We start from the raw sequence: 23,704 nt of genomic DNA, 5'->3' as shown, positions 1-23,704 counted from the left end.
GGCGGCCGGGGCGGCCGGGGCGGCCGGGGCGGCCGGGGCAGCTGGTGCAGTCGGGGCAGCCGGCGCACGCGGGGCAGCCGGGGCGGCTGGGGCAGCCGGGCGCCCCGACCTCAGGTGCCGAGGTGGGTGGCGGCGAACATGGCCAGCCGCGTCGGCAGCACCACGACGTTCGGGCCCTCGGCGAGCCAGGCGTCGACCAGATCCTCGCGCAGCGTCTCCGGCGTGGTCACCGTGGCGGGCACCCCGAAGGCCTCGGCGAGCGCGGCGAAGTCGGGCCGGACCAGCTCGGTCGCGGTCGGTGCCCCGAACGCGTCGGTCATGTACTCGCGCAGGATCCCGTAGCCGCCGTCGTCGACGATCAGCCAGGTCACCGGGAGGTTGTGCTGGCGGGCGACGGCGAGCTCGCCGATGCCGTACATCGCCCCGCCGTCACCGTTCACCGCCAGCACCCGGCGGCCGAGGCCGACTGCGGCACCGAGGGCTGCGCCGTAGGCCCAGCCGATGCCGCCCGCACCCTGCGCGGAGTGGAACTCTCCGGATCGCGGGTCCCAGCACGACCAGGCCCAGTAGCCGGCGATCGTCATGTCCCAGAACGTCTGCGCGTCGTCGGGCAGGGCCGCGCGGATGGCGCCCAGCACGCCGCGCTCGTGCGCCAGGTCCTGCCCGTCCAGCCGCCCCTCGACGATCTCCAGCAGCGTCTCGACCGCGTCCTCGGCGCGTCCGTCGGACGCCCGAGGCTGGAGCCGCTCGGCCAGCCCGGCCAGGGCGAGCTTCGCGTCGGCGTGGATGCCGAGCGCGGGGAAATTCGACTCCAGCACCCTGGCGGTGGCGTCGATCTGCACGATCCGGCCCCGCGGGCGCAGGGTGAAGTAGTTGCTCGTCACCTCGCCCAGCGACGTGCCGATCACCAGCAGGACGTCGGCATCGGCCAGCAGCTCGGTGGTGGCCACGTCCTCGACCCAGGACTGAGCGGACAGCGGGTGCTGCCAGTCGAAGGCACCCTTGCCGCCAGGGGTGCAGACCACCGGCGCCCGGACGGCCTCGGCCACCGCCAGCAGCTCCGCCTCGGCCCGGCCGCGGCGGACCCCTCCGCCGGCCAGGATCACCGGACGCTCCGCACCGGCGAGCCACTGCGCCGCGAGGTCCAGCAGCTCCGCCCGAGCCGGCAGCGGCTCGGGCGCCCCGGATACGTCGGCCACGGGCGGCAGCACGGTCGGCTCCAGCAGCGTGTCCTGGGTGATCTCGACCCAGACCGGTCCCTGCGGCGCCGTCAGCGCGGTCCGCCAAGCCCGCTGCAGCGCCGGCACGATCCCGGCCGCGTGCTCGACCAGCTCGCTGTGCTTGACCACGTTCTCGGCGCTGCGCCGCTGATCGTCCAGCTGGTGCAGGAAGCCCTTCCGCCGCCCGCCGAGTCCGGCGCGCGGGATCTGGCTGCTGATCAGCACGATCGGCACCGAGGTCGCGTACGCCTCCTGCAGGCCGGCCAGCGCGGTCAGCGCTCCGGGGCCGGTCGAGACGAACATCACGCCGGGTCGCCCGGTCGCCCGGGCGTAGCCGTCGGCCGCGAACGCCGCGTTGTTCTCGGTGCGGGAGGCCACGAGTCGGATCGATCCACCTCGGTCGGGCGGCACGTCTCCGGCGTGACGGCTGAGCGCGTCGAACAGGCCCAGCGCGTGCTGGCCCGGGATGCCGAACAGCACGTCGGTGCCCAGCGCGGTGAGGGTCTCGACCACCAGGTCGCCGCCGTTGCGCGCAAGAGCCGGGCCGTCGACGGGCTCGGGACTCGCGGACGCCGCGGGGGGCTCGGGGCTCGCGGGCGGCGCGACGGGCTCGGGGCTCGCGGGCGCCGCGATGGGCTCGGGCGGCGTCACGCGGGCCGACCCTTGGCCAGCACCGAGAGCAGCTCGTAGGCGACGTGCGCGGCGGCGATACCGGTGATCTCGGCGTGGTCGTAGGGCGGGGAGACCTCGACGATGTCGGCGCCGACAATGTTCAGGCCGTTCAGCCCGCGGAGCGTGTTCAGCAACTCGCGGCTGGTCAGCCCGCCGGCCTCGGGGGTGCCGGTGCCGGGCGCGTGGGCGGGGTCCAGCACGTCGATGTCGATCGATACGTAGACCGGAGCGTCGCCGAGCCGGGCGCGCATCCGGTCCACCGCGCCGCGCACGCCGTCGACCTCGTAGTCGTCGGAGCGGACCACCGCGAAGCCGAGCCGGGCGTCGTCGTCCAGGTCGCTGTCGGCGTACAGCGGACCGCGGGTGCCCATGTGCAGGCAGCGCTCGAGGTCGAGCAGACCCTCCTCGCTCGCCCGCCGGAACGGGGTGCCGTGGGTGTACGGCGCGCCGAAGTAGGTGTTCCAGGTGTCCAGGTGCGCGTCGAAGTGGAGCACCGCGATCGGGCCGTGGTCGCGGGACAGCGACCGCAGGATCGGCAGCGCGATGGTGTGGTCGCCGCCCAGGGTGAGCACTGTCGCCCCGTCGGAACGGACCTCGGTGATCGCGGTGTCGATCTGCTGCACCGCCTCGCCGAGGTCGAACGGGTTCACCGCGATGTCGCCGGCGTCGGCCACCTGCAGCACGTTCCAGGGCGAGACGTCCTGGGCCGGGTTGTACGGCCGGAGCAGCTTCGACGATGCCCGGATGTGTCCGGGTCCGAATCTGGCCCCGGGCCGGTAGCTGACGCCGGAGTCGAACGGCACGCCGACGATCGCGACATCGGCTCGGGACACCTGGTCGATCCGGGGCAGCCGGGCGAAGGTGGCCGGCTCGGCATAGCGGGGGACGCGGGTGGCGTCGGGCGGACCGATCGGGGCGGGGGTGGGGGACTGGCTCATCGCGAGGGCTCCTCGTGGCTTGGCGTGGCTTGGCGTGGCGTGGCGTGGCTTGGGCGTGGCGTGGGGTCGGGTGCTCGGTGGCCGGGGCGGTCAGACGGTGGTCGAGGTCTCGTCGGAGGGGGCCACGTAGTGCCGTTCGTGGCCGATCCTGGCGTCCCACTCGTCCCGGATCGCCTGCGGGGTGGGCTTGCTGGCGAGGCTGCCGACGACGTATGCGACGAGGCTGCCGGCGAGCCCGGCGAAGATCGGGGAGTTGGCGTAGATGTCGCCCACCGCGATCATCGTGCCCAGGGTGAGGACGGTGCCGGTGATGATGCTGGCCAGCGCGCCGGTGATGGTGGCGCGCTTCCACAGCATGCCGCCGAGGATCGCGACCAGCAGACCGCCGACCAGGATGTCGTACGCGACGGTCAGGGCGGCGACCACGTCACCGAGGATGCAGGCGATGACGATCGTGAGCACGCCGAAGACCAGGATGTACCAGCGGCTGTTCTTGACCTCGTCGGCTTCGTGCCCGCCACCGGCGCCGCCGCCGGTGCTGGCGCCGGGCTCGTCGGTCACCTCGGGATCGGCCGAGCGGCCGAGCCGGCGCTTGACCGCGCTGACGATGTCCTCCTTGGCAACGGTCGCGGTGGCGATCAGGGCGCCGCTGGAGGTGGACATGATCGCGGCCAGCGCGGCGGCGATCACCAGCCCGGACAGCCCGACCGGGAGCACGGCCTCGACCACCTCGGGATACGCGTCGTCGCGGTCGGTCAGGCCCGGCAGCAGCACCTTCGCGCTCATCCCGATCAGAGCACCGGCGACGGCGTACAGCAGGCAGTAGAACCCGGCGGCACCACCGGCCCAGCGGGCGACCGAGTCGCTGCGGGCGGTGAAGACGCGCTGCCAGATGTCCTGGCCGATCACCAGGCCGAAGAAGTAGATGACGAAGTAGGTGAGGATCGTGCCACCGCCGATGTGGGTCAGCGAGAACGCGTCGGCGGGCAGGTGCGCCTTCAGCCCGGCGAAGCCGCCGGCCTTGATCAGCGCGGCCGGCAGCAGCAGCACGAAGATGCCGACGGTCTTGATGATGAACTGGACGAAGTCGGTCAGCGTGATCGACCACATGCCGCCGAGCATCGAGTAGGTGACCACCACCGCGCCGCCGATCAGGATGGACGGCACCTTGCCGAGGTCGAACAAGACACCGAAGATCGTGCCGTACGCGATCGTCGAGGTGACCGCGAGCATCAGCGTGTACGCCCACATCACCACCCCGGAGATCAGGCTGGCGCCCGGTCCGTAGCGCAGCTGCAGCATCTGGCCGACGGTGTAGACCTGCAACCGGTTGATCCGGCTGGCGAAGCCGAAGCTCAGCAGCAGGATGCCGCAGCCGATGGCGAAGACCAGCCACATGCCGGAGATGCCGTACTGGTAGCCGAGCCCGACGCCGCCGATCGTGCTGGCGCCGCCGATGACGACGGCGGCCATCGTGCCCGAATAGAGCAGCGGTCCGAGCCGGCGGCCGGCGACGAGGAAGTCGGACTCGGTCTTCGCGCGGGACTTGGCATAGAAGCCGATGCCGATCATGCCCGCGATGTAGAGGGCGATGATGACGAGATCGATCATGGTCGGTTCCTTCTGGCTCGTCAGGTGGAGGGGTGCCATCGATCCTCGCTAACTCGCTGCCGACGGTCAATCGTGGTAGACACAGACATTGGTCAGATTCTTGTGGCTTGTCACAAAGGAGGTCGATGGTTGAGCACGGCTTCGGTGGGATGACGGTCGAGCGCCTGGTCCAGTCGCCGGCGCTGCAGATGCAGGTGCTGGCCGGCGGCGCCGGGCTCGGACGCCGGGTCGCCTGGGCGCATGTCAGCGAGCTGGCCGACCCCAGCCCCTGGCTGGCCGGCGGCGAGCTGATCATGACCACCGGGCTCGGCGTGCCGAGGGCCGCGGCACCGCAGCGCGCCTACGTCGAGCGCCTCGACGACGGTGGGGTCGCGGGGCTCGCGGTGTCGGCCCACCTGCACACCCCGCGGATCACCCGGGCGGCGCTGGCGGCAGCCGACGAGCGCGGCTTCCCGATCCTGGAGGTCCCGCTCTCGGTGCCGTTCATCGCCATCGCCCAGGAGGTCGCGGCGGCCGTGCAGGCCGACAGCACGCAGCGGCTGAACGCCCAGCTGCAGGTCTTCGGCGCCGTCCGCTGGCTCACCTCCGGTGAGCTGGACGAGGGCCAAGTGTTCGCCCGGCTCTCCCGGCTGTCCGGGCTGCGGCTCTATCTGTGCACCGTGGCCGGCGCCCCCCTGTTCCCCGACGTGGCCGCCCCGCCGCCCGAGCTGCGCCGGCTGCTGCCCACCGACGACGACGCGCCGCCGACCGTTCCGGGCGGCTTCGTGCTGCCCGTCCCGGTCGCCGGCGGCACCGGCGGCTGGCTGCTGGCGCTCGAGCGCGAGGGAGTCGCCAACGCCGGACTGGCCGTGGTGCAGCACATCGCGACCGTCGCCGCGCTGCAGCTCACCATGCGGCGGCACGGTGAGGAGATCCTGCGTCGGGAGGGTGCGGAGACCTTCGCCGACCTGCTCCAGGGAGATCATTCGGCGGAGGCGATCGTCCGCCGGCTGCGGCGGGTCGGGTTTCGCGCCGACGTCCGGCTGCAACTGATCGCGCTACGCAGTGCCGCCGGCGCGCAGGGTCGTGCTGCCGGGGCCGGCGCAGCCGGTTCGGTCCGGGCCGACGAGGTGGCCCGGGCGCTGGCCGACGGCGGCCTGCCCCATCTGCTGCTGAACACCGGCGACGTCGCGTACGTGCTGATCCGGTCCGGTCCGCGCGCGCGGACCGTGCTCGCCGGGATCCCCGAGCTGCGGGTCGGTGCCAGCCGCCCGTTCGAGGTCGGCGCCCCGCTCGGCCTGGCGCGACGGGAGGCACTGTGGGCCTGCGCCCGGGCCGACGACGCCGGGTTGGCGTACGTCCGATACGGCAGTGACACCATCGGCCGCTGGACGGTCGAGGACGCGGCGTCCCTGCGCGCCCTGGTCGCCTCGGTGCTCGGCGTCGTGCAGGCCTACGACGACGAGCACGACAGCGATCTGGTCCGGACGGTGCAGACCTGGCTCGAGCGGGAGCGCCAGACCGCGCCGACCGCGGAGGCGCTGCACGTCCACCCGAACACGCTGGCCTATCGGCTCAAGCGGTTCGAGGAGCTCAGCGGCCGCAACCTCCGGTCGACCGCCGATCTGGCCGAGCTGTGGCTCGCGCTGCGCGCCCTCGGCCACCTCGAGGTCGAGCAGCCGGGTTGACCCCGGGTCTGGCCCGAGGCCGCGCCGAGGACGACAATCGGACGGGCGGGGCCGTGGCACCGAGCGCGGCACCGGGCAGACGACTGAGCGGTCTATCTAGAATCATTCCAGACGATTATCTAGAATCACTCCAGACAGCGGCCCACATTCAGAGTTAGGACGGCGATGACAGACGGCACCCCCCTGATCGAGCAGGACGAGACCGAGTCCACGACGGTAACGGGGGAGGAGACTCCGGCGGCCGGTGGCTGCCCGGTGCTGCACGACCAGCAGCCGCATCCCACCAACGGCTCGGCCAACGAGACCTGGTGGCCGAACCGGCTGAACCTCAAGATCTTGGCCAAGAACCCCGCGGTGGCGAACCCGCTCGGCGAGGAGTTCGACTACGCCGCCGCGTTCAAGACCCTCGACCTGGCCGCGGTGAAGGCCGACATCGCCGCGGTGCTGACGACCTCACAGGAGTGGTGGCCGGCCGACTTCGGCAACTACGGGCCGCTGATGATCCGGATGGCCTGGCACTCCGCGGGGACGTACCGGGTCTGGGACGGGCGCGGCGGTGCCGGCGCCGGCCAGCAGCGGTTCGCACCGCTGAACAGCTGGCCGGACAACGTCAGCCTGGACAAGGCCCGCCGGCTGCTCTGGCCGGTGAAGAAGAAGTACGGCAAGAACCTGTCCTGGGCCGACCTGATGATCCTGACCGGCAACGTGGCGCTGGAGGACATGGGCTTCCCGACCTTCGGCTTCGCGGGTGGCCGGCCGGACGTCTGGGAGCCGGACGACGACGTCTACTGGGGTCCGGAGACGACCTGGCTCGGCGACGAGCGCTACAAGGGCAATCGTGAGCTGGACAAGCCGCTCGCTGCCGTCCAGATGGGCCTGATCTACGTCAATCCGGAGGGCCCGAACGGCACTCCCGACCCGCTAGCCGCGGCACACGACATCCGCGAGACGTTCAAGCGGATGGCGATGAACGACGAGGAGACAGTCGCCCTGATCGCCGGCGGCCACACCTTCGGCAAGACCCACGGCGCCGCGCCGGACACCAACGTCGGCCCCGACCCCGAGGCCGCGCCGCTGGAGAACCAGGGACTCGGCTGGAAGAACGGCTTCGGCACCGGCAAGGGCGACGACACCATCACCTCCGGGCTCGAGGTCACCTGGACCTACCATCCGACCCGCTGGGACAACGAGTTCTTCCACATCCTGTTCTCCTACGAGTGGGAGCTGTTCGAGTCCCCGGCCGGGGCGAACCAGTGGCGCCCGAAGAACGGTGCCGGCGACGACCTGGTCCCGCTCGCGCACGATCCGTCCAAGCGTCGCGAGCCGCGGATGCTCACGACCGACCTGGCGCTGCGGATGGACCCGGCCTACGAGAAGATCTCCCGCCGGTTCTACGAGAACCCCGACGCGTTCACCGACGCCTTCGCCCGGGCCTGGTTCAAGCTGACCCACCGCGACATGGGGCCGAAGGTGCGCTACCTCGGCCCGGAGGTGCCCGCCGAAGAGCTGCTCTGGCAGGACCCGCTGCCCGCGGTCGACCACGACCTGATCGACGACGCGGACGCCGCGGCGCTGAAGGAGAAGGTGCTCGCCTCCGGGCTGACCGTCTCCCAGCTCGTCTCGACGGCCTGGGCCGCCGCGTCGTCGTTCCGGGGCAGCGACAAGCGCGGCGGCGCGAACGGCGCTCGGATCCGGCTCGCGCCGCAGAAGGACTGGGAGGTCAACAACCCGGTCCAGCTCGCGTCGGTGCTGGAAACGCTGGAGGGCATCCAGGCCGAGTTCAACGGCGCCCAGACCGGCGGCAAGAAGGTGTCGCTGGCCGACCTGATCGTGCTGGCCGGGAACGCCGGTGTCGAGCAGGCTGCCAAGGCGGGCGGGCACGACGTGACGGTGCCCTTCCATCCGGGCCGGACCGACGCCTCCGCGGAGCAGACCGACGTCGAGTCGTTCGGCTACCTGGAGCCCGTCGCTGACGGCTTCCGCAACTACTACGGCAAGTACGCCGAGCTGCCGGCGGAGTATCTGCTGGTCGACAAGGCCAACCTGCTGACGCTGTCGGCGCCGGAGCTGACGGTGCTGGTCGGCGGCCTGCGGGTGCTGGAGACCAACTGGGACGGCACCTCGACCGGCGTGCTGACGTCACGTCCGGGCGTGCTCAGCAACGACTTCTTCGTCAACCTGCTGGAGCTGGGCAACACCTGGAAGCCGCTGGATCCGGGCTCGCACGCGTTCCAGGCGACCGAGGACGCCACCGGCGAGGCCAAGTGGACGGGCAGCCGCGCCGACTTGGTCTTCGGCTCGAACTCGGAGCTGCGCGCCCTGGCCGAGGTGTACGCCAGCGACGACGCGGCCGAGAAGTTCGTCCGTGACTTCGTCGACGCGTGGACCAAGGTCACCGAGCTGGACCGGTACGACCTGCGCTGAGTCCGAGCGCAGATCTTCGCGCCAATCGCGTCGGTTCGCGCCGTGAGGCACGGCGCGAACCGACAGCGATGGCGCGAAGTCAGCGCGGGGCGGCCGTCAGGCCGTCAGGCCGACTCGCTGAGCGAGTCGAGGGTCGTCGTCCGGCCGAGCACCGTGACGGTCAGTGTGGCGGTCGATCCCTTGGCGAGGGTGGCGGTCGGCAGCGCCTGCCAGCCACCGGTCAGCGTCGCCGACCGGGTCCAGGTCGAGCCGTCCGCCGCCTTGACGGTGAGCGTGACGGCGTAGCTGCGGCGGCTACCGGCCGGTGCCTGCACCTCGTAGGTCAGCTGGCGGTCCTTACCGCACGGGCAGGTCGCTGAGAACCGGTACGTCGGCAGCGGCGGGCAGGTGACAGTCAGGCTGCCGCTGTTGGTCGTCGGTGCGCCGGCACAGGTGCCGCCCGCAGCGAGGTAGCAGTACTTCGTGGTGACCACGGCGTCGTCGGTCACGGTGAACGTCTTCGTGCCGGTCTTGCAGGCCGCGACGTCGAGCGTGCCGTCGGTCAGGGCCTTGCCGTCGACGTACACGATCTCGCGCAGGGTCGCCGCACCGCACGGGTTGCTGGCGGTGAGGGTGACCGGCGCGGCGCCGCCGCAGTTGCCGGTGCAGGCGCTGGCCAGGCTCGGGCCGGTGGTGCTGCGGTGCGACGAGACGGTCGCGGTGGCGGACTCGGTGGCCTTGCCGGCGAGCACCAGACGCTGGTGTCCGGAGGTCGGCCGGGTGATCCAGACCCCGCCGGCGGCGGGCGTGGTCAGCTTGGCGTCGATCCGGACCGTCCCGGTGCCGGTGACCTTGACGCTGAAGCGCAGCTGTCCCTTGGCGTTGCTCGCCTTGTCCTGACCGGCGACGGTCCCGGCGGACTTCGCGGTCAGCGCGACGGTCCGGCCGGCGACGGCCTTGCCGTTCGTCGCCTTGATCGTCACCACACCGGAGACGGTCTGGCCGGGCAGCCCGGATCCCATCGTCATCGACAGCTTGTACGGCCCGTGATTCGCCGCCTCCGCAGCGATCTGGCTGACCCGGTCGCGGATCGCCTTCGAGACCATCTTCTTCTTCAGCAGCTTGGCGTAGAAGGAGTTGAAGCGGGAGGTGTTCTGGGTCTTCCAGACGTAGATCGCGGCTGCGGCGCCGTCGACCTTCGACGTCGTCAGGCCGTAGTGGTTCGCCACGTACTTCACCCGTTCGGACTCCTCGGCCGACATCCCGGGCACCCGGCCGTGCAGTGTCCCCGCGCCGGTGCTGTCGGGGTGGTCCTTGTCGAACTCGATACAGAAGCCGGTGCCGTCGGTGATACGCCAGGTGCCGATCCACTGCCCGTCGATGACATAGCCGACCCCGTGGGTGCCCTTGGTCCGCTTGTGCGAGGTGTCGGCGGCGGCGGTCTCCGGGCGGAGGGTCTCGCGGGTCAGGAAGGTCACCGTGCCGGTGATCAGCATCGCCAGGATGATCAGCAGGGCCACCGCGGTGGTCTTGGGGGTAGGGCGCGCGGGAATGATGTCGGGGGACATGGCGGACCGCTTTCTCCGGCTCGTGCCGGCACTCGACGGAGCCGGATCGGGCCCCGCTGGTCGGGATGATCGTCTGGATCCCGACAGCTGTCCGGTGCGGGAGGAGCTCGGTCGCCGGGGATCGTTGACGTCGTAAGGCGACTTTGATCCGGGTCGGCTAAGAAATGGCTGGAACGTGTCGGGTCGACCCGGCCGGGGTCCAGCCATCCCTTAGCCGCGTCCGGGCACCATCGGCGATGTCCCTCCCGATGGAGAAGGTGGCCCGACATGCCGTATCCGCACCGCCGGAGCGGGATCGACGCCCCAGTCGCCGATCGCCCGATCACCGCGCCGCGCGCACCAGCTGCCGTGTCGTCGACGATCCCGCCCGCGGCGTCGCTGATCTCGTCGCTCCAGCGAGTCGCCGGCAACCGCGCGGTCCAGCAGTTGCTCGGCGGCCGACGCCTCGCCGCTGCTCCGCCGGCTACGGTGCAGCGGCAGATCATCATCGGCGCCGCGGAGGCCGACGGCGACGCGCAGCCGCTGGTGCTCGGCGGCCAGGTCGCGCTCGACCTGCTGGTGGATCACTACCCGGAAGTGTTCGGCGGTGAGGTGCTGCTGGAGACGGCATCGTTCTATCTGGCGATTCTGCAGGTCATGGAGGCGAGCCACCGTCGGTTCGCCACGATCGGCGATCTGGCCGCGGCTGTCGAACAGGAACGACGCAACCAGCTGCGGGACCCCTCGGCAACAGCCGAGACGGCACCGGCGCGTGGCTTGGACGGCCCGGCCCCTGCCAGCCCTTCGTCAGGCGAGGTCTCCCGAGGAGGTCCAGAGGTCGCCACAGCGGACTACCACGGGAACGCGATCCGCCAGTACCGGTTGTCGATGGCTCACGGCCATGCGTGGGGGAGCGAGGCCGAAGCGACCGTGGTGGCCGAGTCGCTCGGCGTGCGGTTCCGGATCTATCACTTTGCCGACGAGCGCGCGGCGGCACCGACGTACCACGTGGAGGTTGGTGTCGCCGGGCCGATCTATCCGCTGCACTTCGACCCGACGCCGGGTCACTACAGCCTGCTGACCCTCGACCCGCACGGCCGTTTTCTCCTGCACGGCAACCGATATCGCCTGGTCGAGGTCGCCAGGGACGGCGACTGCTTGTTCAGTGCGGCCTTCCAGGCCGCGAATGGTCGTGCGCCGAGCGCGGAGGACGTACGCGGTCTGCGGGCGGTCGCAGCCAGCATGGTGCCGCCGGACGTCATTGCCCACATGCTCGCTCAGGTCGAGCCCGCTCAGCCGGCGGTGAAGGACCCGTCGGCGCAAGGCGGCGAGCCGGCCCAGGGAAAGCGCAAACGCGACGACAAGGCCAAGGATCTGGCGCCGTTCATGAGCCGGATCAACTACCTGCTGAACCGATACCCGAACCTGTTCTATCTGCTGCGCGCCCAGCATTCCGACTTCGGACAGCTGTTCGGCGGCTTCTCCGAGACCCGGCTGGCGCTGTTCTACAACGATGCGCTGATGCCCAAGCGGCCGGTGGCGGCCGAGCAGCGAGAGAGTGCCCGGCTCGGTCCGGACGACCTCCGGCTGCCGGCGTTGCCGGAGCCGGCCGATCCTCGGGAGGCGGCAGACCAGCTCGAACTCGTCCTCTCCCGTGCCCGGGACGTCGTCAACCGGCTCCGGCTGAGCCAGGCGCCCGCGCAGGTCCTGTACGAGCCGTTGACTCCCGAGGAGATGGGTGAGTGGGAAGAGGCGATTCGGGAGGGGATGGAGCATCACACGTCCCGTGACGAGTTCGCACTGAACCCGAGAACCCGGGCGACGACCCTGGACGAGCGGGACGCGTCACCCGGCGGAGGCACCGCAGAGCGCGCGGCATCCTCGCGGCGGTCCGAGGCGATCGCCATACCTCTGCCGAGTGACGACATCGAAGCGGCCAAGGCGTTCCGCGAGGAATACGTCTACAACAGCAACGCATCGGACAAGTCCGACTTCTACCAGCCCGACGTTCGAGAGCGGCAGACGGCCGAGATGAGGGACCAGCGCAGAGATGCGGCGCTGGCGCCGCTGCGGGAGGGCACGCTCAAGCTGCACGCCAACGAGGAGCATTCCGAGCAACTGATGCTCGCCGGTGGTCCGTGGGAGGCGATCACCACCATCGCGCTGGAGACGGCGTGGCGGGAGGCGACCCGAGCTGACGAGCGGTCGGCCGAGCCGCGCCCAGACCTGAGGGCGGTCCAGACTCCGCACACCTTCACCGTCGTGATCAACCGGGCCGCGTGCCCGGCCTGTACCGACACGCTGGTCGCCGCCATCAGGCTGTTCTGGCGCGCCTGCGAGGAACTGTTCGGTTTGGCCCCGGGGACCGGCAGGACAGCGCTCGGCAAGATCTTCCGGTTCGAGCTGTCGGTGACCGGGATGTACACCGCCGGCAACGGCGACTCGACCACGGCGAACGATCTGGCGGCGCTGACGGTCAGCGGGTGGACGATCGGCCTGCACCACGACAAGTCGGGCGGTCTCGCACCCCAGGGCTATGCCCTGGTCGAGGCGTTGTACGGGCACCACGAGCGCGGCGAGGTGAATTCGCTGGTCGGTCAGGGACGGGAGTCGATCAAGCCGATCAGTGCGGCCGGCAAGTTGGCACTCGGACACGCTCGCAAGTTCAAAGAACCGAAGATGACCCACCGCCCCCCTGGGCAGCGAGCCGCGGACCTGACGGCCCTGACGATGCTCTTGGACGGGAAGTCGTCGGCGCGCGCTGTGATCGCGGCGGCGAAGGGCTTCCTGAGTCAGGCGGCAACGGAGCTGGCCAACTACCCCGACCTCGACAGCGACACCTTCACTCGCTCAGCCGAGAAGCTGGTGGAGACCCGCTTGACGGCTGCCGCCGAATACGGCAACGACAACCTCGCCGGGCTACGAGGCTATCTGTCGGCCGTCCTCACCGCGCTGTACGACCTGCTCGACGAGCAGCGGCTGGACAAGCTCTGACGAACCTCAGCCCCGGTCGTCCGCGTCGGCGCCGGTATCGGGCGAGTAGCCGATGTCGGCGTCGTCCGGAGCCGCCGTGCCGGCCCGGTCCGCGGGCTCGACCGTCTCCGCGCCCTCGTCCTCGATCGTGAGGCTGCCGTACTCCTCGGGGTCGGTGGCGTCCGGGCTGGTCTCGCCCGGCTCGTTCGGTGCGTCCGTCATCGTTGTGCTCCCTCTCCGCGGTGCGTGTCGGCTGCCGATGATTAATACCCGCCGAGGGGCCGATCACCCACGGCCTCCGTGCCGGCGGACGCCGGGGGAAGACTTGCGGGCATCCGGGCGTTGGCGACACCGTGGCGACGAATCTCGATCCGACCGAACCGAGCGCGGCCCGCCGGCGCTACGGCTTGGCCCTGCTGACGTACGCCTTCGTCGCGGTCATGCTCGGCACGACGCTGCCCACCCCGATGTATGCGCTGTATGCCGAGCAGATGCACTTCGGGGTGCTCACGACGACGGTCATCTTCGCGACGTACGCGGGCGGGGTGCTGTTCGCACTGCTGGCCTTCGGCCGGTGGTCCGATGCCCTCGGCCGCCGCCCCGTGCTGCTCGCGGGGGGCGTCGCCGCGATCGCAAGCGCGCTGGTGTTCCTGGCCGCGGCGGACGTCACGGCGCTCCTGGTCGGCCGGTTCCTGTCCGGCCTGTCCGCCGGGTTGTTCACCGGCACGGCGACGGCGGCCGTCATCGAGTCGGCACCGCCGTCCTGGCGCCCGCGTGCCGCCGCCGTGGCGACCACGGCGAACATCGGCGGACTGGGCCTGGGCCCGGTACTCGCCGGCCTCTTGGTGCAATACGCGCCGGCGCCGCTGCAGCTGGCTTTCGAGGTCCACATCGCGCTGGTGCTGCTCGCGATCGGGGCGGTCGCGTTCGCCGCGGAGACCTCGCGGCGGCAGGGCCGGATCGGTTTCCAGCGGCTCTCGGTCCCGGCGCAGACCCGGGCCGTCTTCGCCGTGGCCGCGACGGCGGGATTCGCCGGGTTCGCGGTGCTGGGTCTGTTCTCCGCTGTCGCGCCGTCGTTCGTCTCGGGCGTGATCGGGATCGCGAACCACGCGACCGCCGGGCTCGTGGTGGGCACCGCCTTCGCCGGCTCCGCCGTCGCTCAGCTCGTTGCCGTCCGGTTCCGCTCGTCGCGCGCACTCGCGGTCGGCTGCGCCGTCTTGCTGGTCGGCCTGCTGGCGCTGGCCCTGGCGCTGTGGTCGGCGTCGCTGCCGCTGCTCGTCGTCGCCGCGCTGCTGCTCGGCTGTGGTCAGGGGGTCAGCTTCGGTCGGGGCCTGGCGGCCGTGTCCGACCGGACCCCGGTCGAGCGCCGGGCCGAGGTCAACTCCACCTACTTCGTGGTCGCCTATGTGGCGATTTCGCTGCCGGTGATCGGCGTCGGTCTGGCCGCCCAGCGCTGGGGCCTGCAGACCGCCGGCGTGTCCTTCGCGCTGGCGGTCGGCGTTTTGACGGCGGTGTGTCTCGTCGCCGTCGTGGTCCAGCAGCGGCGGGAGAGCCGCGCGGAGCTCCGGGTCGGCGCGTCGGAGCGGTGACGGCGCCCACCGGATCTTCGGATCCGCCGCGACGGCTCGGATCCGCTGCACGGGATCCGAACCGCCAGAGGGGATCCGAAGTCTCAGAGGGGATCCGAGATCGGCCGGTTGTCGTGGTCGCGCCCGCGATCGGGAGGCGCGACGTGCAGATCAGCCGGGGCGGCGACCGAAGCTGACCGCGGCCAGCAGCTCGGCCGGGACCATGGCCGCGAGCTCCACGTCCGGAGCGGCGCCGAGTGCGTCGTTCACGGTCGAGAAGGCGATCCGGAGCGCGACGAACAGGGTGACGGCGAAGATCTGCGGGTCGTCGAAGCCGACCGCGCGCAGCGCGTCGACGTGGTCGGCGGTAGTCCCGCTGGGATCGCGGACCACCCGCCGGGCCCACGCCGCGAGGGCACGGTCGCGATGGTCCAGCCCGTCGTCGGCGCCGGCCACGACCCGGGCGGCCCGGTCCGCGCCGGAGGTCGCGGCGAGCTTGCGGCCCCAGGCCATCGAGCAGTACGAGTCACCCAGCGCCGATGCCGTGGCCGTGACCAGCAGCGCCCGCTGCCCCGGTTCGATGCCGGCTGCCTCGGTGGCGCGCTTGAGCACGTAGGAGAGCAGTGCCAGCGCTTCCGGCGAGTGTGCCCAGACCCGGGTCAGGTTGGCCACATAACCCTGCAGCTCGCGATCGGAGTCGTACATCTGGCGGACCTGGTCGTCGATCACGGGGTCGGCCAGGAACCCGGCCGGGGCCACCGGAGCCGCGGTGCTCATCGGGCCGCCACCCGGACGTCGACCTGGGTGCCGTTGGTCAGCACGTCGAAGACCGCCGACCGGGCGCGGGACTGGTCGACCAGGGCGGCGATCGTGGCCGGATCGGCGTCGGCGGACACGTCGAACGTGACGGTGATCGCGGAGAACCCGTTGCGGACCTCGGGATCGATGCCCAGGATGCCGCGTAGGTCGATGTCGCCCTCGACCCGGCAGCTGACGCCGTGCAGGTCGACGCCGCGGGCCGCGGCGATGTTGCCCAGGCCGGCCGTCAGACAGGCCCCCAGGGCGTTGAGCAGCAGCTCGGCCGGCGTCGGGCCGGTGTCCGTGCCGACCAGGACTGCTGGGTGGTCGGCGTCGATCACGGCATCGCCGGCGCCCGGGGAGGCGTGCACGTGCTCCTGGCCGGCGCCGAAGAAGCCCGGGAAGCGACCGCGGCTGTGGGTGCCGGACACCCACTCGGTCTGCGTACGGAACCGGAACCGGGCGGCCTCCGGCTGCTGCCGGACGGCGTCGATGGTGGCGAACAGCGTCGCGGTGTCGACGCCGTTGCGGGTGGGACGGGTGGTGACGGACATGAGATTTCCTCTCGTCGGGATGTGGTGGAAGGGGTCGAAGGGTCAGGCGACGTTCTGCGCGAGCGCCCGGCCGATCGTCAGCGGCCGGGCGGCAAGCTGCTGGGCCTCGACATCGAGGGCGCGACTCAGCTCGGTCTGCAGGCTCGCGAAGCGATCGGGCGGCGGGAAGGCGCCGAGCTCACGGGTGATCCGGAACGTCTCGGCCAGGGCGGCGTCTCGCTGTCGCTCGTACGTCGTCATGGCTGCGGCCTCCGCCGACGGCTCCTGCAGGGCCAGATCGGCGGCCTCGGCGAGCAGCTCGGCATCGCGGAAGGCGTCGGTCATGCCGTGCCCGGTGATCGGGTCGCGGTGATAGCCCGCGTCGCCGACCAGGGCCCAGCCCGGTCCGGCCGCCTGCCGGACGTGGTTGGGCAGCCCGATCGCGCCGCGGAGGGGCTCGGTGACGGTGCCCGCCCGGACCTTCTCGGCCAGGCCGGGCACGTGCTCCTCGAGAGCTCCGAGCCATGCGTCCAGCCGGCGCGCCCCGCTGCCGAGGAGCAGGCCGGCGTGCCCGGTCGGCTGGATCAGCCAGACGCACGCCTGGCCGCCGTGGGTCGGGAAGACGCCGGCGAACGCCCCGTCGGCCAGGTGGAACTCGAAGCCGTCCCAGTGGTCGGCGGCGACGTAGCTGTAGAGGCAGACGCCGCTGGGGGCGTACCGCTGCACGACGGCCGCGCCGAACTTCGTCGCGAGCCGCGAACGTACGCCGTCGGCGCCGATCACCAGCTGGGCGTCGATGGCGCCACCGGAGCGCCCGCGGGCGACGACCCCGACGACCCGGCCGGACGGGTCGCGCCGGACGTCGGAGACGGCGGTCGCGTCGAGCAGGGTAGCTCCGGCGCGGACTGCGGCCCGGACCAGGATCGCGTCCAGGACGTGGCGCCGCGGTGCCAGCATGTGGTCGACGCCGGCCCGCGGCTTGACCGCGAGGCTGACCGGGGCGGGCGCACCCGGGTCGTAGCGGTGGAACGCCACCGATCGGATCGGCGGCGCGCCGCTCGCGAGCACCTCGTCCAGCAGGCCCCAGCGGGCGAGCTGGACGACTCCGCCGCGAACCAGCGAGTGGGTGGAGGTGGTGTCGCTCGGAAAGGTGGCGCGGTCCACGAGGGCGACGTCGTGGCCGGCTCGGGCGAGCAGCATGGCCGTGGCCGCACCGGCGCAGCGCGCGCCGAGGACGACCACGTCGTGCCGGCGGGCGTCACCCGTCCGGGCCGGGCCTGTTCTGCGGTTCAGTGATCGAGGCATGCCCCGACGGTAGAAGTGGCGGACCCCGGCGCACGTCGTGAGCGACTGCCCATTTTGCGGCTCGGTGGGTGCCTATCCGGCCGGGGGCGTGCCGAGGTCGAACGTCCAGCAGACGGCCGTGCCTTCGATCGCGACCACACCGTCGTCGCGGACCACCCTGGTCGACAGACCGGTGATCGGCTTGTCCGTCCGGACGGAGGTGACCTCAACCTCGCCGGTGATCGTGTCGCCGGGCCGGGTCGGCGCCACGAACCGCCAGTTCGTCTCGAGGAAGACGGTGCCCGGCCCGGGCAGGCACTCCGCGACCACGGCGTTGAGGATGGCGCTGGTCACGCCGCCCTGGACCACGACGCGGCCGAAACGGGTGCGTGCGGCCACCGTCGGGTCGTAGTGCAGCGGGTTGCGGTCACCGCTGATCTCGGTGAAGCGTTCGATGTCGGCAGCGGTGACGGTACGGGTCAGCGACGCGCGCTGACCCACCGTCGGGGCGCCGTTCGGCCAGGCGGACATGGCTCTCCTCGATTCGTCGGAGTTGGCGTTCGGGTGGCGAGCTCGCTCCGATCTCGGATCCCTCCGGACGGTTCGGATCCTGTGCAGGGGATCCGAACCCGCTCAGGGGATCCGAGTTCGCGGGCGGGCGGTGCAGGTGTACGTGGACGACGGCGCGCGGCCATCGGAGTCAGCCGAGGCCGAGATTGGTCGCGTTGACCACGATCGCCCGGCGACTGGGCATACCGAGCTTGGTCAGCACGGCCGAGACGTGGTGGTCGGTGGTGCGCAGCGAGATGAACAGCCGATCCGCGATCTCGGCGTTGGTGAACCCGCGCGCCACCAGCCGGGCCACCTCGAGCTGCCGGTTGGTCAGGCCCGCCGGGTTGGTCCGGGTCGCGGCCCGCGGCCGGGCGGGCAGCTGGGCGACGCCTCGGCGGCGGAGGTCGCGGCGCAGCCGATCGGCCGTGGCCACCGCGCCGAGCAGGTCCAGCCGGGCGATCCCGGCGAGGACGGTGTCGACGTCGTCGGCGTCGGCGTGGGCCATGGCCGCCTCGTACGCCGCACCGGCGTCCTCCCACCAGGCCGCGGCTTGGTCCGGCGACCCGGTGAGGGTGAGCCGGTGCGGCGTGGCGAGCCGGTCCACGCCCACTTCCGGCTCGATCCCCAGCCGCGCCAGCCAGACCGCTAGGTCGCCCAGTGACCACGCCAGCGCCGGAATCTCCCGCCAGCCCGCGATCCGGCCGGGGGCCGTGCTGACCCGGTCGTCGGGTGTGCCGGTGAGCCACGCCTGCTCGGCCAGGGCGGCGAGGGCGGGCACGATCCGCAGCGGTTCGTCCAGGCTGACCGCGAGCTCCCAGGCGAGGTCGAGCCGGTCGTCGGCCATGCCGTCGCAACGCAACGCCACCAGACCGCCCACGATCAGCGGCCAGAACCGGGCCAGCGGCATGCCGCCGGAGCGCAGCGCCTTGTCGGCGTCCTCGAGTGCGGCCGTCCAGCGGCCCTCCCGGAACCGCAGCCGGGATCTGACCGCCGTCTGCCAGTGGTTGCAGATCGGGATGTCGCGCTCGACGGTGAAGGGCAGGGACACGTCCAGCACCGCCTCGCCGGCGGCCAGCCGGGACTGCTCGACGTCGAAGTAGCTGACGTTGGAGTACCCGGTCGACGCCAGCTCGTCCAGGTGAGCATCGCGGGCGCGCGCGATCAGGTCCAGGCTGCGCTCGCGCGCACCGGGCCGGCCGAGGGCGAGATCGCTCAACGTGCGGACCAGCGAGCCGCGCAGCGACAGCGCCTCGTCGCCGACCTCCTCGGCCACCCGGGCACCGTCGGCGCTGCACAGCTCGCTGTAGGCGTACTCGGAGCGGAGATAGGCCAGATAGGCCTGGGTGACCCGAGCGCTGCCGTACTTCAGACCCGGCACGGCCGAGGCCAGATCCGCGGCCCGGTCGGCATGGTGCTCCGCCTGCGGCCGGTCGGCGTTGTAGTACTCGAACACCGCGCAGGACTCGTGCGCCGCCGCTAGGCCGTCGAGGTCGCCGGCGCTGTGCCACAGCGGGAAGGACTGCTCGATCGAGGCGATCGCGGTGTCCAGCTGGCTGATCATGTACTGCTCGTAGCCGAGCCGCATCTGCAGCTCGGCCCGCTGGGTCGGGTCGTCCCCGACCAGGTTGTCCAGCGCGATCTGGAAGAAGGCCGCGGCCTCGCTGTGCGATCCGGCGGCGACCGACTCCCGCGCCGCCGCCTGGGCATAGCGGTTGGCGCGGGTACGTTCACCGGCGGCGACGGCGTGATGGGTGAGCACCGCGGGGTCGGGCGGATCGAGCCGTTCCAGCGCGTCGAGCAGCCGGCCGTGCAACCGGGCGACCCCGGCCGCCGGAATGGTGCTCTCGACGGCGAGCCTGGACAGCTCGTGGCGGAACACCAGGCCGTGTCCGTCGCGCTCCAGCAGCCCGGTCTCGTGCAGCCGGCGCAGCGTCGGCAGGTCCACGCCGAGCGCGGGCAGCAGCCGGTCGTCGACCCGGTCGGGGGCGGCCGCGGCCAGCTGGAGCACCTCGAAGTCCTGGGGCGCGATCCCGTGCAGCCGGGCCAGCACCGCGTCGCGGACGGTGGCCGGCAGCGGGCGATCGGGCTCCTTGGCGACCTCGGCCACGAAGAACGGGTTGCCGCCGGTCAGCCGGTGCACCCGCTCGGGCTCCAACGGCCCGCCGGCGAGCATCGCGGCGACCCCGCCGGCGCTCAGCGGTGCCAGCTTGCGGCTAACGACGTGGCCGTTCCCGGCGATGTCGCCGAGCAGCGGCCGGGCGACGTGCTGGATGTCGATGTCGTCGTCGCGATAGGTGACCACGAGCGCGCAGGGCATCACCGCCAGCCGCCGGACCAGGAAGCGCAGCACCTCCACCGACGCCGAGTCGATCCAGTGGATGTCCTCGACGACCAGCACCGTCGGTTCGCTGCGCAATGCGTCGAACGCCGCCTCGCAGACCTCGATCGCCGAGCCGTGCAGGGCGGGCAGCCCCGACCCGGCGAAGGCGTCGCGAAACGGACCGAGCGGCCTCGGGGTGGACAGTGGATCGCAGCCACCACGGACGACCCGCAGGGCCGATGCCTGTGCGCACGCGGCCTCGACCAGCGTCGACTTGCCCGCGCCGGGTTCGCCGCACACGGTGACTCCCGAGCCGGAGCCCTCGGCCGCCCCCGCGAACGCCCGGGCCAGCAGGGAGAGCTCGGCGTCGCGCTCCAGAACCTGCATGCGCCGACTGTAGGACTGCCGGGCACCGCCGGGAAGGTCGATCCGTCCGATCGGGACGGCGGGCATGCCCGGACCCCGTGGCGACGTACGGGGTCCGGGCGCGCGGTCGACGCCGACCGGAGAGGTCATCCGACGAACGCGTGCGCCGTCTGCGGGCCGAACTCGTTGGCGACCACCGACACGAGGTCGGCGGGGAAGCCGCCGCGGCGGGCGTGCTCGAGGATGGTCTCGACCTCGTCGGTCTCGTGCACGCAGTAGATCTTGTTGCCGGCGACGTAGCTGGTGACCCAGGTGTAGTCGACGCCGAGCGAGTCGACGGCGGCGTTCGAGGTCCGAGCGATGTCGGCGAGCTGCTCCTGGGTGAGCTCGCTGGCACCGTCGATCTCCCGCTCGATGATGAAGCGCTGCATGGTTCTGCCTTTCGTCCTGGCCCGGCCCGTTGCCGTGCCTGGTGCAACGCTCGCGGTTAGCAGCCACTGCCCACGTCGGGAGTGACTGCCTATTTTCCGCGTCAGCAGCCGCAGGACTCCCCGATCACGAGGTCGGTCGCGAACACCCGGTGCTCGCTCGCCCCGGGCTCATGCCCGTCCTCGTTCGCCTGGGCCACCAGCACGGCGGAGACCGCGGCCTCGGCCATCGTGTCGATCGGCTGGCGGCTGGTGGTGAGGGTCGACCAGGTGAAGCTGGCCTCCTCGGTGCCGTCGAAGCTCGCCAACGCGACGTCCTCCGGCACCCGCAGACCCAGCTCCCGGACGGCGCGCAGCAGGCCGACGGCCTGCAGGTCGGAGCCGGTCACGATCGCGGTCGGTCGCCGGGTCCGCTGCAGCAGCCGGATGCCCGCGTCGTGGCCGCCGGTCCGGGTGAACGGGGCGGGCTCGACCTGCCCGGGGGAGCGGCGGTTCCGGGCGTGGGCCCGCAGCCAGCCGGTCTCCCGGCCGTCGGTGTCCGCGTCCGCGGTGTCGCCGATGATCAACGACACCGAGGCGTGGTCGTGCACCCGGAGCAGATGCTCGACCACGGCGTCTACGCCGTCGGCGGCGGCGGAGCCGATGGTGATGTGGCCGGGATAGGGGGAGGTGGAGTCGATCAGCACGACCGGGGTCCGGACGCCCCGCCGGGCCAGCTCGCCGGCGCCGGTCGTGCCGGTTCCCCGGGCCAGCAGCAGACCGTCGACCTGCCGGTCGCACAGATCGAGCATGCCGCGCAGCTCGACCGCCGGATCGTAGCCCGAGCTGATGGTCAGCAGCGCGAACCCGAGCTTGGCCGCGGCCCGCTGGATCGCCACCGTGTACTCGGCGTAAAAGGGGTTGGTCGCGTCCGGGACGACCAGGCCTAGCGTCCGGGTGCTGCCGAGAGCGAGCGCCCGCGCGGTGCTGTTCGGCCGGTAGCCCAGCTGCGCGATCGCCTCCCGCACCCGCGCCGCCGTCGGCTCCGACACCGACTTGGGGCCGCCGTTGACGACGAAGCTCACCACGGCGTCGCTCACCCCGGCATACCTCGCCACGTCGGCGCGGGTGACCGCACCCTGCCCGGCCGTGCCTGCCGGCTTGCGCCCCATCAACATCCTCCTCGCTCGCGGTCGTCTCCGCACGCTCGCTCGATCCTAGCAGTAACGCGTAGTAACTACCCGGCTCGATTGGGCCGCGCTCGGAGCCTGTGTCGCGTGCTGGAAGGAGATTCCGGCGGATGAGGGGTCGGGTTCGATGAGGTCGATCAGCCGACTTGCATCCGATCTGTAACGCGCGTAACTTTGCATTTCGGTGCGGCCGATCAGTCGGCGCGGCATCCCCGACTCGGTCGCCCAGACCACGACACGAACGGAGCCCCCCATGCGCGGCGTGATCCTGCCCGGCAACTCCAGCACCGATCTTCGGGAGCTGCCCGATCCCGAACCCGGACCCGGCCAGGTGCTGCTCGCCATGCGGGCCTCCACCATCTGCGGCTCCGACATCCGGGCGATCTATCGCGAGCACCACCAGGGCGACCCGGCCGAGACCTACCAGGGTGTAGTGGCTGGGCACGAGCCCGCCGGAGAGGTCGTGGCGGTCGGACCTGGTGCGATCCGGCTCGCGGTCGGGGACCGGGTCTGCGTCTACCACATCAGCGGTTGCGGCCAGTGCGACTCGTGCGTCCGGGGTTACCAGATCAGCTGCTCCTCACCCCGGCGGGCGGCGTACGGCTGGCAGCGCGACGGCGGTCATGCCGATCTGATCCTCGCCGAGGAGCGGGACTGCATCCTGCTGCCCGACTTCGCCACCTTCCTCGACGGGGCGTGCGTGGCCTGCGGGTTCGGGACGGCGTACGAGGGCCTGATCCGGGCCGGGACGAGTGGCCGGGATGCGCTGGCCGTGGTCGGCCTCGGTCCGGTCGGTCTGGCCGCCGGTCTGCTCGGCGGCAAGCTCGGCGCCGTTCCCCGGGTCGGCCTCGATCCGAGTCCCGAGCGCCGTGAGCTCGCCGTCCGGCTGGGTGCCGTCGACGCCGCGTTCGGCCCGGACGAGATCGACGCGGCTCGGGCGGCCTGCGGCGGCGGTGCCGACGTCGCCGTCGACTGCTCCGGGAGCGAGCCCGGCCGGGGCAGCGCGATCTCGCTGGTCCGCGAGCGGGGCCGGGTCGTGCTGGTCGGCGAAGGCAACGCCATGACCGTGCCCGAGGTCAGCCCGACGCTGATCCATCCGTCGATCACGATCATCGGTTCCTGGGTCACCAGCATCGAGCACATGCGCGAGCTGGTGCACCGGCTGCCGTTCTGGGACCTGCACCCGGAGGTGATCGTCTCCGACACGTTCCCGCTGGCGCAGGCCGACGCCGCGTACCGGTTGGCCGACGCCGGCCGCTCCGGGAAGATCGCCCTCACCCCGTGACCCGGGCCTCGACCCGGCACGACGGCGGACGGCCGTGGCGGATCGGCGCGGGACGGCCCGAGGTGCCCGTGAGCACGGCGGGGGTCGGGTTGTTCGCGGTGCAGCTCGGGCTCGGGCTGGTCCCCGCCGATCTGGACGACGTCCGGATCGAACTCGGGGACCGTCTCGACGGTTACGACGCCCTGCTCTCGCACGGTGAGGGCGGCTTCGAGCTGTCGCTGACGATCGTTGCCCGGGATCTGTGGGCCGCCGTGCTCCAGGCGCTGGCCGCAACAGCTCAGCTGGGATATCGCCCGGTCCGGCTGGACGCGCGGCCGGCCGACGTGGACGCGGCCCGCGGGCGGCCTGAGGGCTGAGCCGCCGAGGGCCG

The 23,704-nt window shown here is 72.0% G+C and carries 18 protein-coding genes; 6 read left to right on the top strand and 12 right to left on the bottom strand.

The window, feature by feature from the left end; all coding sequences use genetic code 11:
* Positions 1-110: 110 nt before the first annotated feature.
* The 3 genes from ABD747_RS19950 to ABD747_RS19940 form a co-directional block, all read right to left on the bottom strand.
* Positions 111-1,871, bottom strand: a complete 1,761-nt coding sequence (locus ABD747_RS19950) for a thiamine pyrophosphate-binding protein (protein ID WP_344807889.1) — start codon at positions 1,869-1,871, stop codon at positions 111-113.
* A complete protein-coding gene (gene speB, locus ABD747_RS19945; RefSeq protein ID WP_344807887.1) occupies positions 1,868-2,830 on the bottom strand; it encodes an agmatinase in 963 nt (320 codons plus the stop codon). Before speB ends, ABD747_RS19950 begins: the two co-directional genes overlap by 4 nt.
* 90 nt (positions 2,831-2,920) lie before the next feature.
* Positions 2,921-4,441, bottom strand: coding sequence for a sodium:solute symporter family protein (locus ABD747_RS19940; RefSeq protein ID WP_344807885.1), 1,521 nt, complete (start codon positions 4,439-4,441; stop codon positions 2,921-2,923).
* Between the two features lie 125 nt (positions 4,442-4,566).
* Between ABD747_RS19940 and ABD747_RS19935 the strand changes: the two genes are divergently transcribed.
* On the top strand, positions 4,567-6,108 hold the full coding sequence (locus ABD747_RS19935; RefSeq protein ID WP_344807884.1) for a PucR family transcriptional regulator: 1,542 nt from the start codon (positions 4,567-4,569) through the stop codon (positions 6,106-6,108).
* A gap of 165 nt (positions 6,109-6,273) precedes the next feature.
* On the top strand, positions 6,274-8,532 hold the full coding sequence (gene katG / locus ABD747_RS19930) for a catalase/peroxidase HPI (RefSeq protein WP_344807883.1): 2,259 nt from the start codon (positions 6,274-6,276) through the stop codon (positions 8,530-8,532).
* Positions 8,533-8,636: 104 nt separating this feature from the next.
* Here katG and ABD747_RS19925 read toward each other — a convergent pair whose 3' ends face one another.
* The gene (locus tag ABD747_RS19925; RefSeq protein WP_344807882.1) at positions 8,637-10,079 is read right to left on the bottom strand and encodes a hypothetical protein; all 1,443 of its coding nucleotides are present in this window, start codon (positions 10,077-10,079) and stop codon (positions 8,637-8,639) included.
* 267 nt (positions 10,080-10,346) lie between these two features.
* On the opposite strand from ABD747_RS19925, the gene ABD747_RS19920 reads away from it, so the two are divergent.
* Complete coding sequence (locus ABD747_RS19920) at positions 10,347-13,052, top strand: hypothetical protein (RefSeq protein WP_344807880.1); 2,706 nt, start codon at positions 10,347-10,349, stop codon at positions 13,050-13,052.
* A 6-nt stretch (positions 13,053-13,058) separates the two neighbouring features.
* On the opposite strand, the gene ABD747_RS19915 is transcribed toward ABD747_RS19920, so the two are convergent.
* Positions 13,059-13,253 carry a hypothetical protein gene (locus tag ABD747_RS19915; RefSeq protein ID WP_344807878.1) on the bottom strand — a complete coding sequence of 65 codons (195 nt, stop codon included), beginning with the start codon at positions 13,251-13,253 and terminating at the stop codon, positions 13,059-13,061.
* Positions 13,254-13,384: 131 nt separating this feature from the next.
* Here ABD747_RS19915 and ABD747_RS19910 point away from each other — a divergent pair, with 131 nt between their 5' ends.
* On the top strand, positions 13,385-14,620 hold the full coding sequence (locus ABD747_RS19910) for an MFS transporter (RefSeq protein ID WP_344807876.1): 1,236 nt from the start codon (positions 13,385-13,387) through the stop codon (positions 14,618-14,620).
* Positions 14,621-14,770: 150 nt separating this feature from the next.
* Here the strand turns inward: ABD747_RS19910 and ABD747_RS19905 are convergent, their stop codons facing one another.
* The 7 genes from ABD747_RS19905 to ABD747_RS19875 all read right to left on the bottom strand — a co-directional run bounded on the left by ABD747_RS19905 (position 14,771) and on the right by ABD747_RS19875 (position 22,031).
* Positions 14,771-15,376 (bottom strand): carboxymuconolactone decarboxylase family protein, encoded by a 606-nt coding sequence (locus tag ABD747_RS19905; RefSeq protein WP_344807874.1) that lies wholly within the window; start codon positions 15,374-15,376, stop codon positions 14,771-14,773.
* On the bottom strand, positions 15,373-15,951 hold the full coding sequence (locus ABD747_RS19900) for an OsmC family protein (protein WP_344807872.1): 579 nt from the start codon (positions 15,949-15,951) through the stop codon (positions 15,373-15,375). Before ABD747_RS19900 ends, ABD747_RS19905 begins: the two co-directional genes overlap by 4 nt.
* Before the next feature lie 42 nt (positions 15,952-15,993).
* A complete protein-coding gene (locus ABD747_RS19895) occupies positions 15,994-17,235 on the bottom strand; it encodes an NAD(P)/FAD-dependent oxidoreductase (protein ID WP_344807870.1) in 1,242 nt (413 codons plus the stop codon).
* 72 nt (positions 17,236-17,307) lie between these two features.
* The gene (locus ABD747_RS19890) at positions 17,308-17,745 is read right to left on the bottom strand and encodes a MaoC family dehydratase (protein WP_344807868.1); all 438 of its coding nucleotides are present in this window, start codon (positions 17,743-17,745) and stop codon (positions 17,308-17,310) included.
* Positions 17,746-17,914: 169 nt separating this feature from the next.
* Positions 17,915-20,473 carry an ATP-binding protein gene (locus ABD747_RS19885; protein WP_344807866.1) on the bottom strand — a complete coding sequence of 853 codons (2,559 nt, stop codon included), beginning with the start codon at positions 20,471-20,473 and terminating at the stop codon, positions 17,915-17,917.
* 125 nt (positions 20,474-20,598) lie between these two features.
* A complete protein-coding gene (locus ABD747_RS19880; protein ID WP_344807864.1) occupies positions 20,599-20,883 on the bottom strand; it encodes a DUF4242 domain-containing protein in 285 nt (94 codons plus the stop codon).
* Between the two features lie 101 nt (positions 20,884-20,984).
* The gene (locus ABD747_RS19875; RefSeq protein WP_344807862.1) at positions 20,985-22,031 is read right to left on the bottom strand and encodes a LacI family DNA-binding transcriptional regulator; all 1,047 of its coding nucleotides are present in this window, start codon (positions 22,029-22,031) and stop codon (positions 20,985-20,987) included.
* 271 nt (positions 22,032-22,302) lie between these two features.
* Here ABD747_RS19875 and ABD747_RS19870 point away from each other — a divergent pair, with 271 nt between their 5' ends.
* Positions 22,303-23,334, top strand: coding sequence for a zinc-dependent alcohol dehydrogenase family protein (locus tag ABD747_RS19870; protein ID WP_344807860.1), 1,032 nt, complete (start codon positions 22,303-22,305; stop codon positions 23,332-23,334).
* Entirely contained in the window at positions 23,331-23,690 is a 360-nt protein-coding gene (locus ABD747_RS19865; RefSeq protein ID WP_344807858.1) for a hypothetical protein, read from the top strand. Before ABD747_RS19870 ends, ABD747_RS19865 begins: the two co-directional genes overlap by 4 nt.
* Positions 23,691-23,704 lie beyond the last annotated feature (14 nt).

The sequence above is a fragment of the Microlunatus ginsengisoli genome (assembly GCF_039537205.1).
In the GTDB taxonomy this organism is placed as follows: Bacteria; Actinomycetota; Actinomycetes; order Propionibacteriales; family Propionibacteriaceae; genus Microlunatus; species Microlunatus ginsengisoli.
This window is presented reverse-complemented; position numbering and strand designations above follow the sequence as displayed.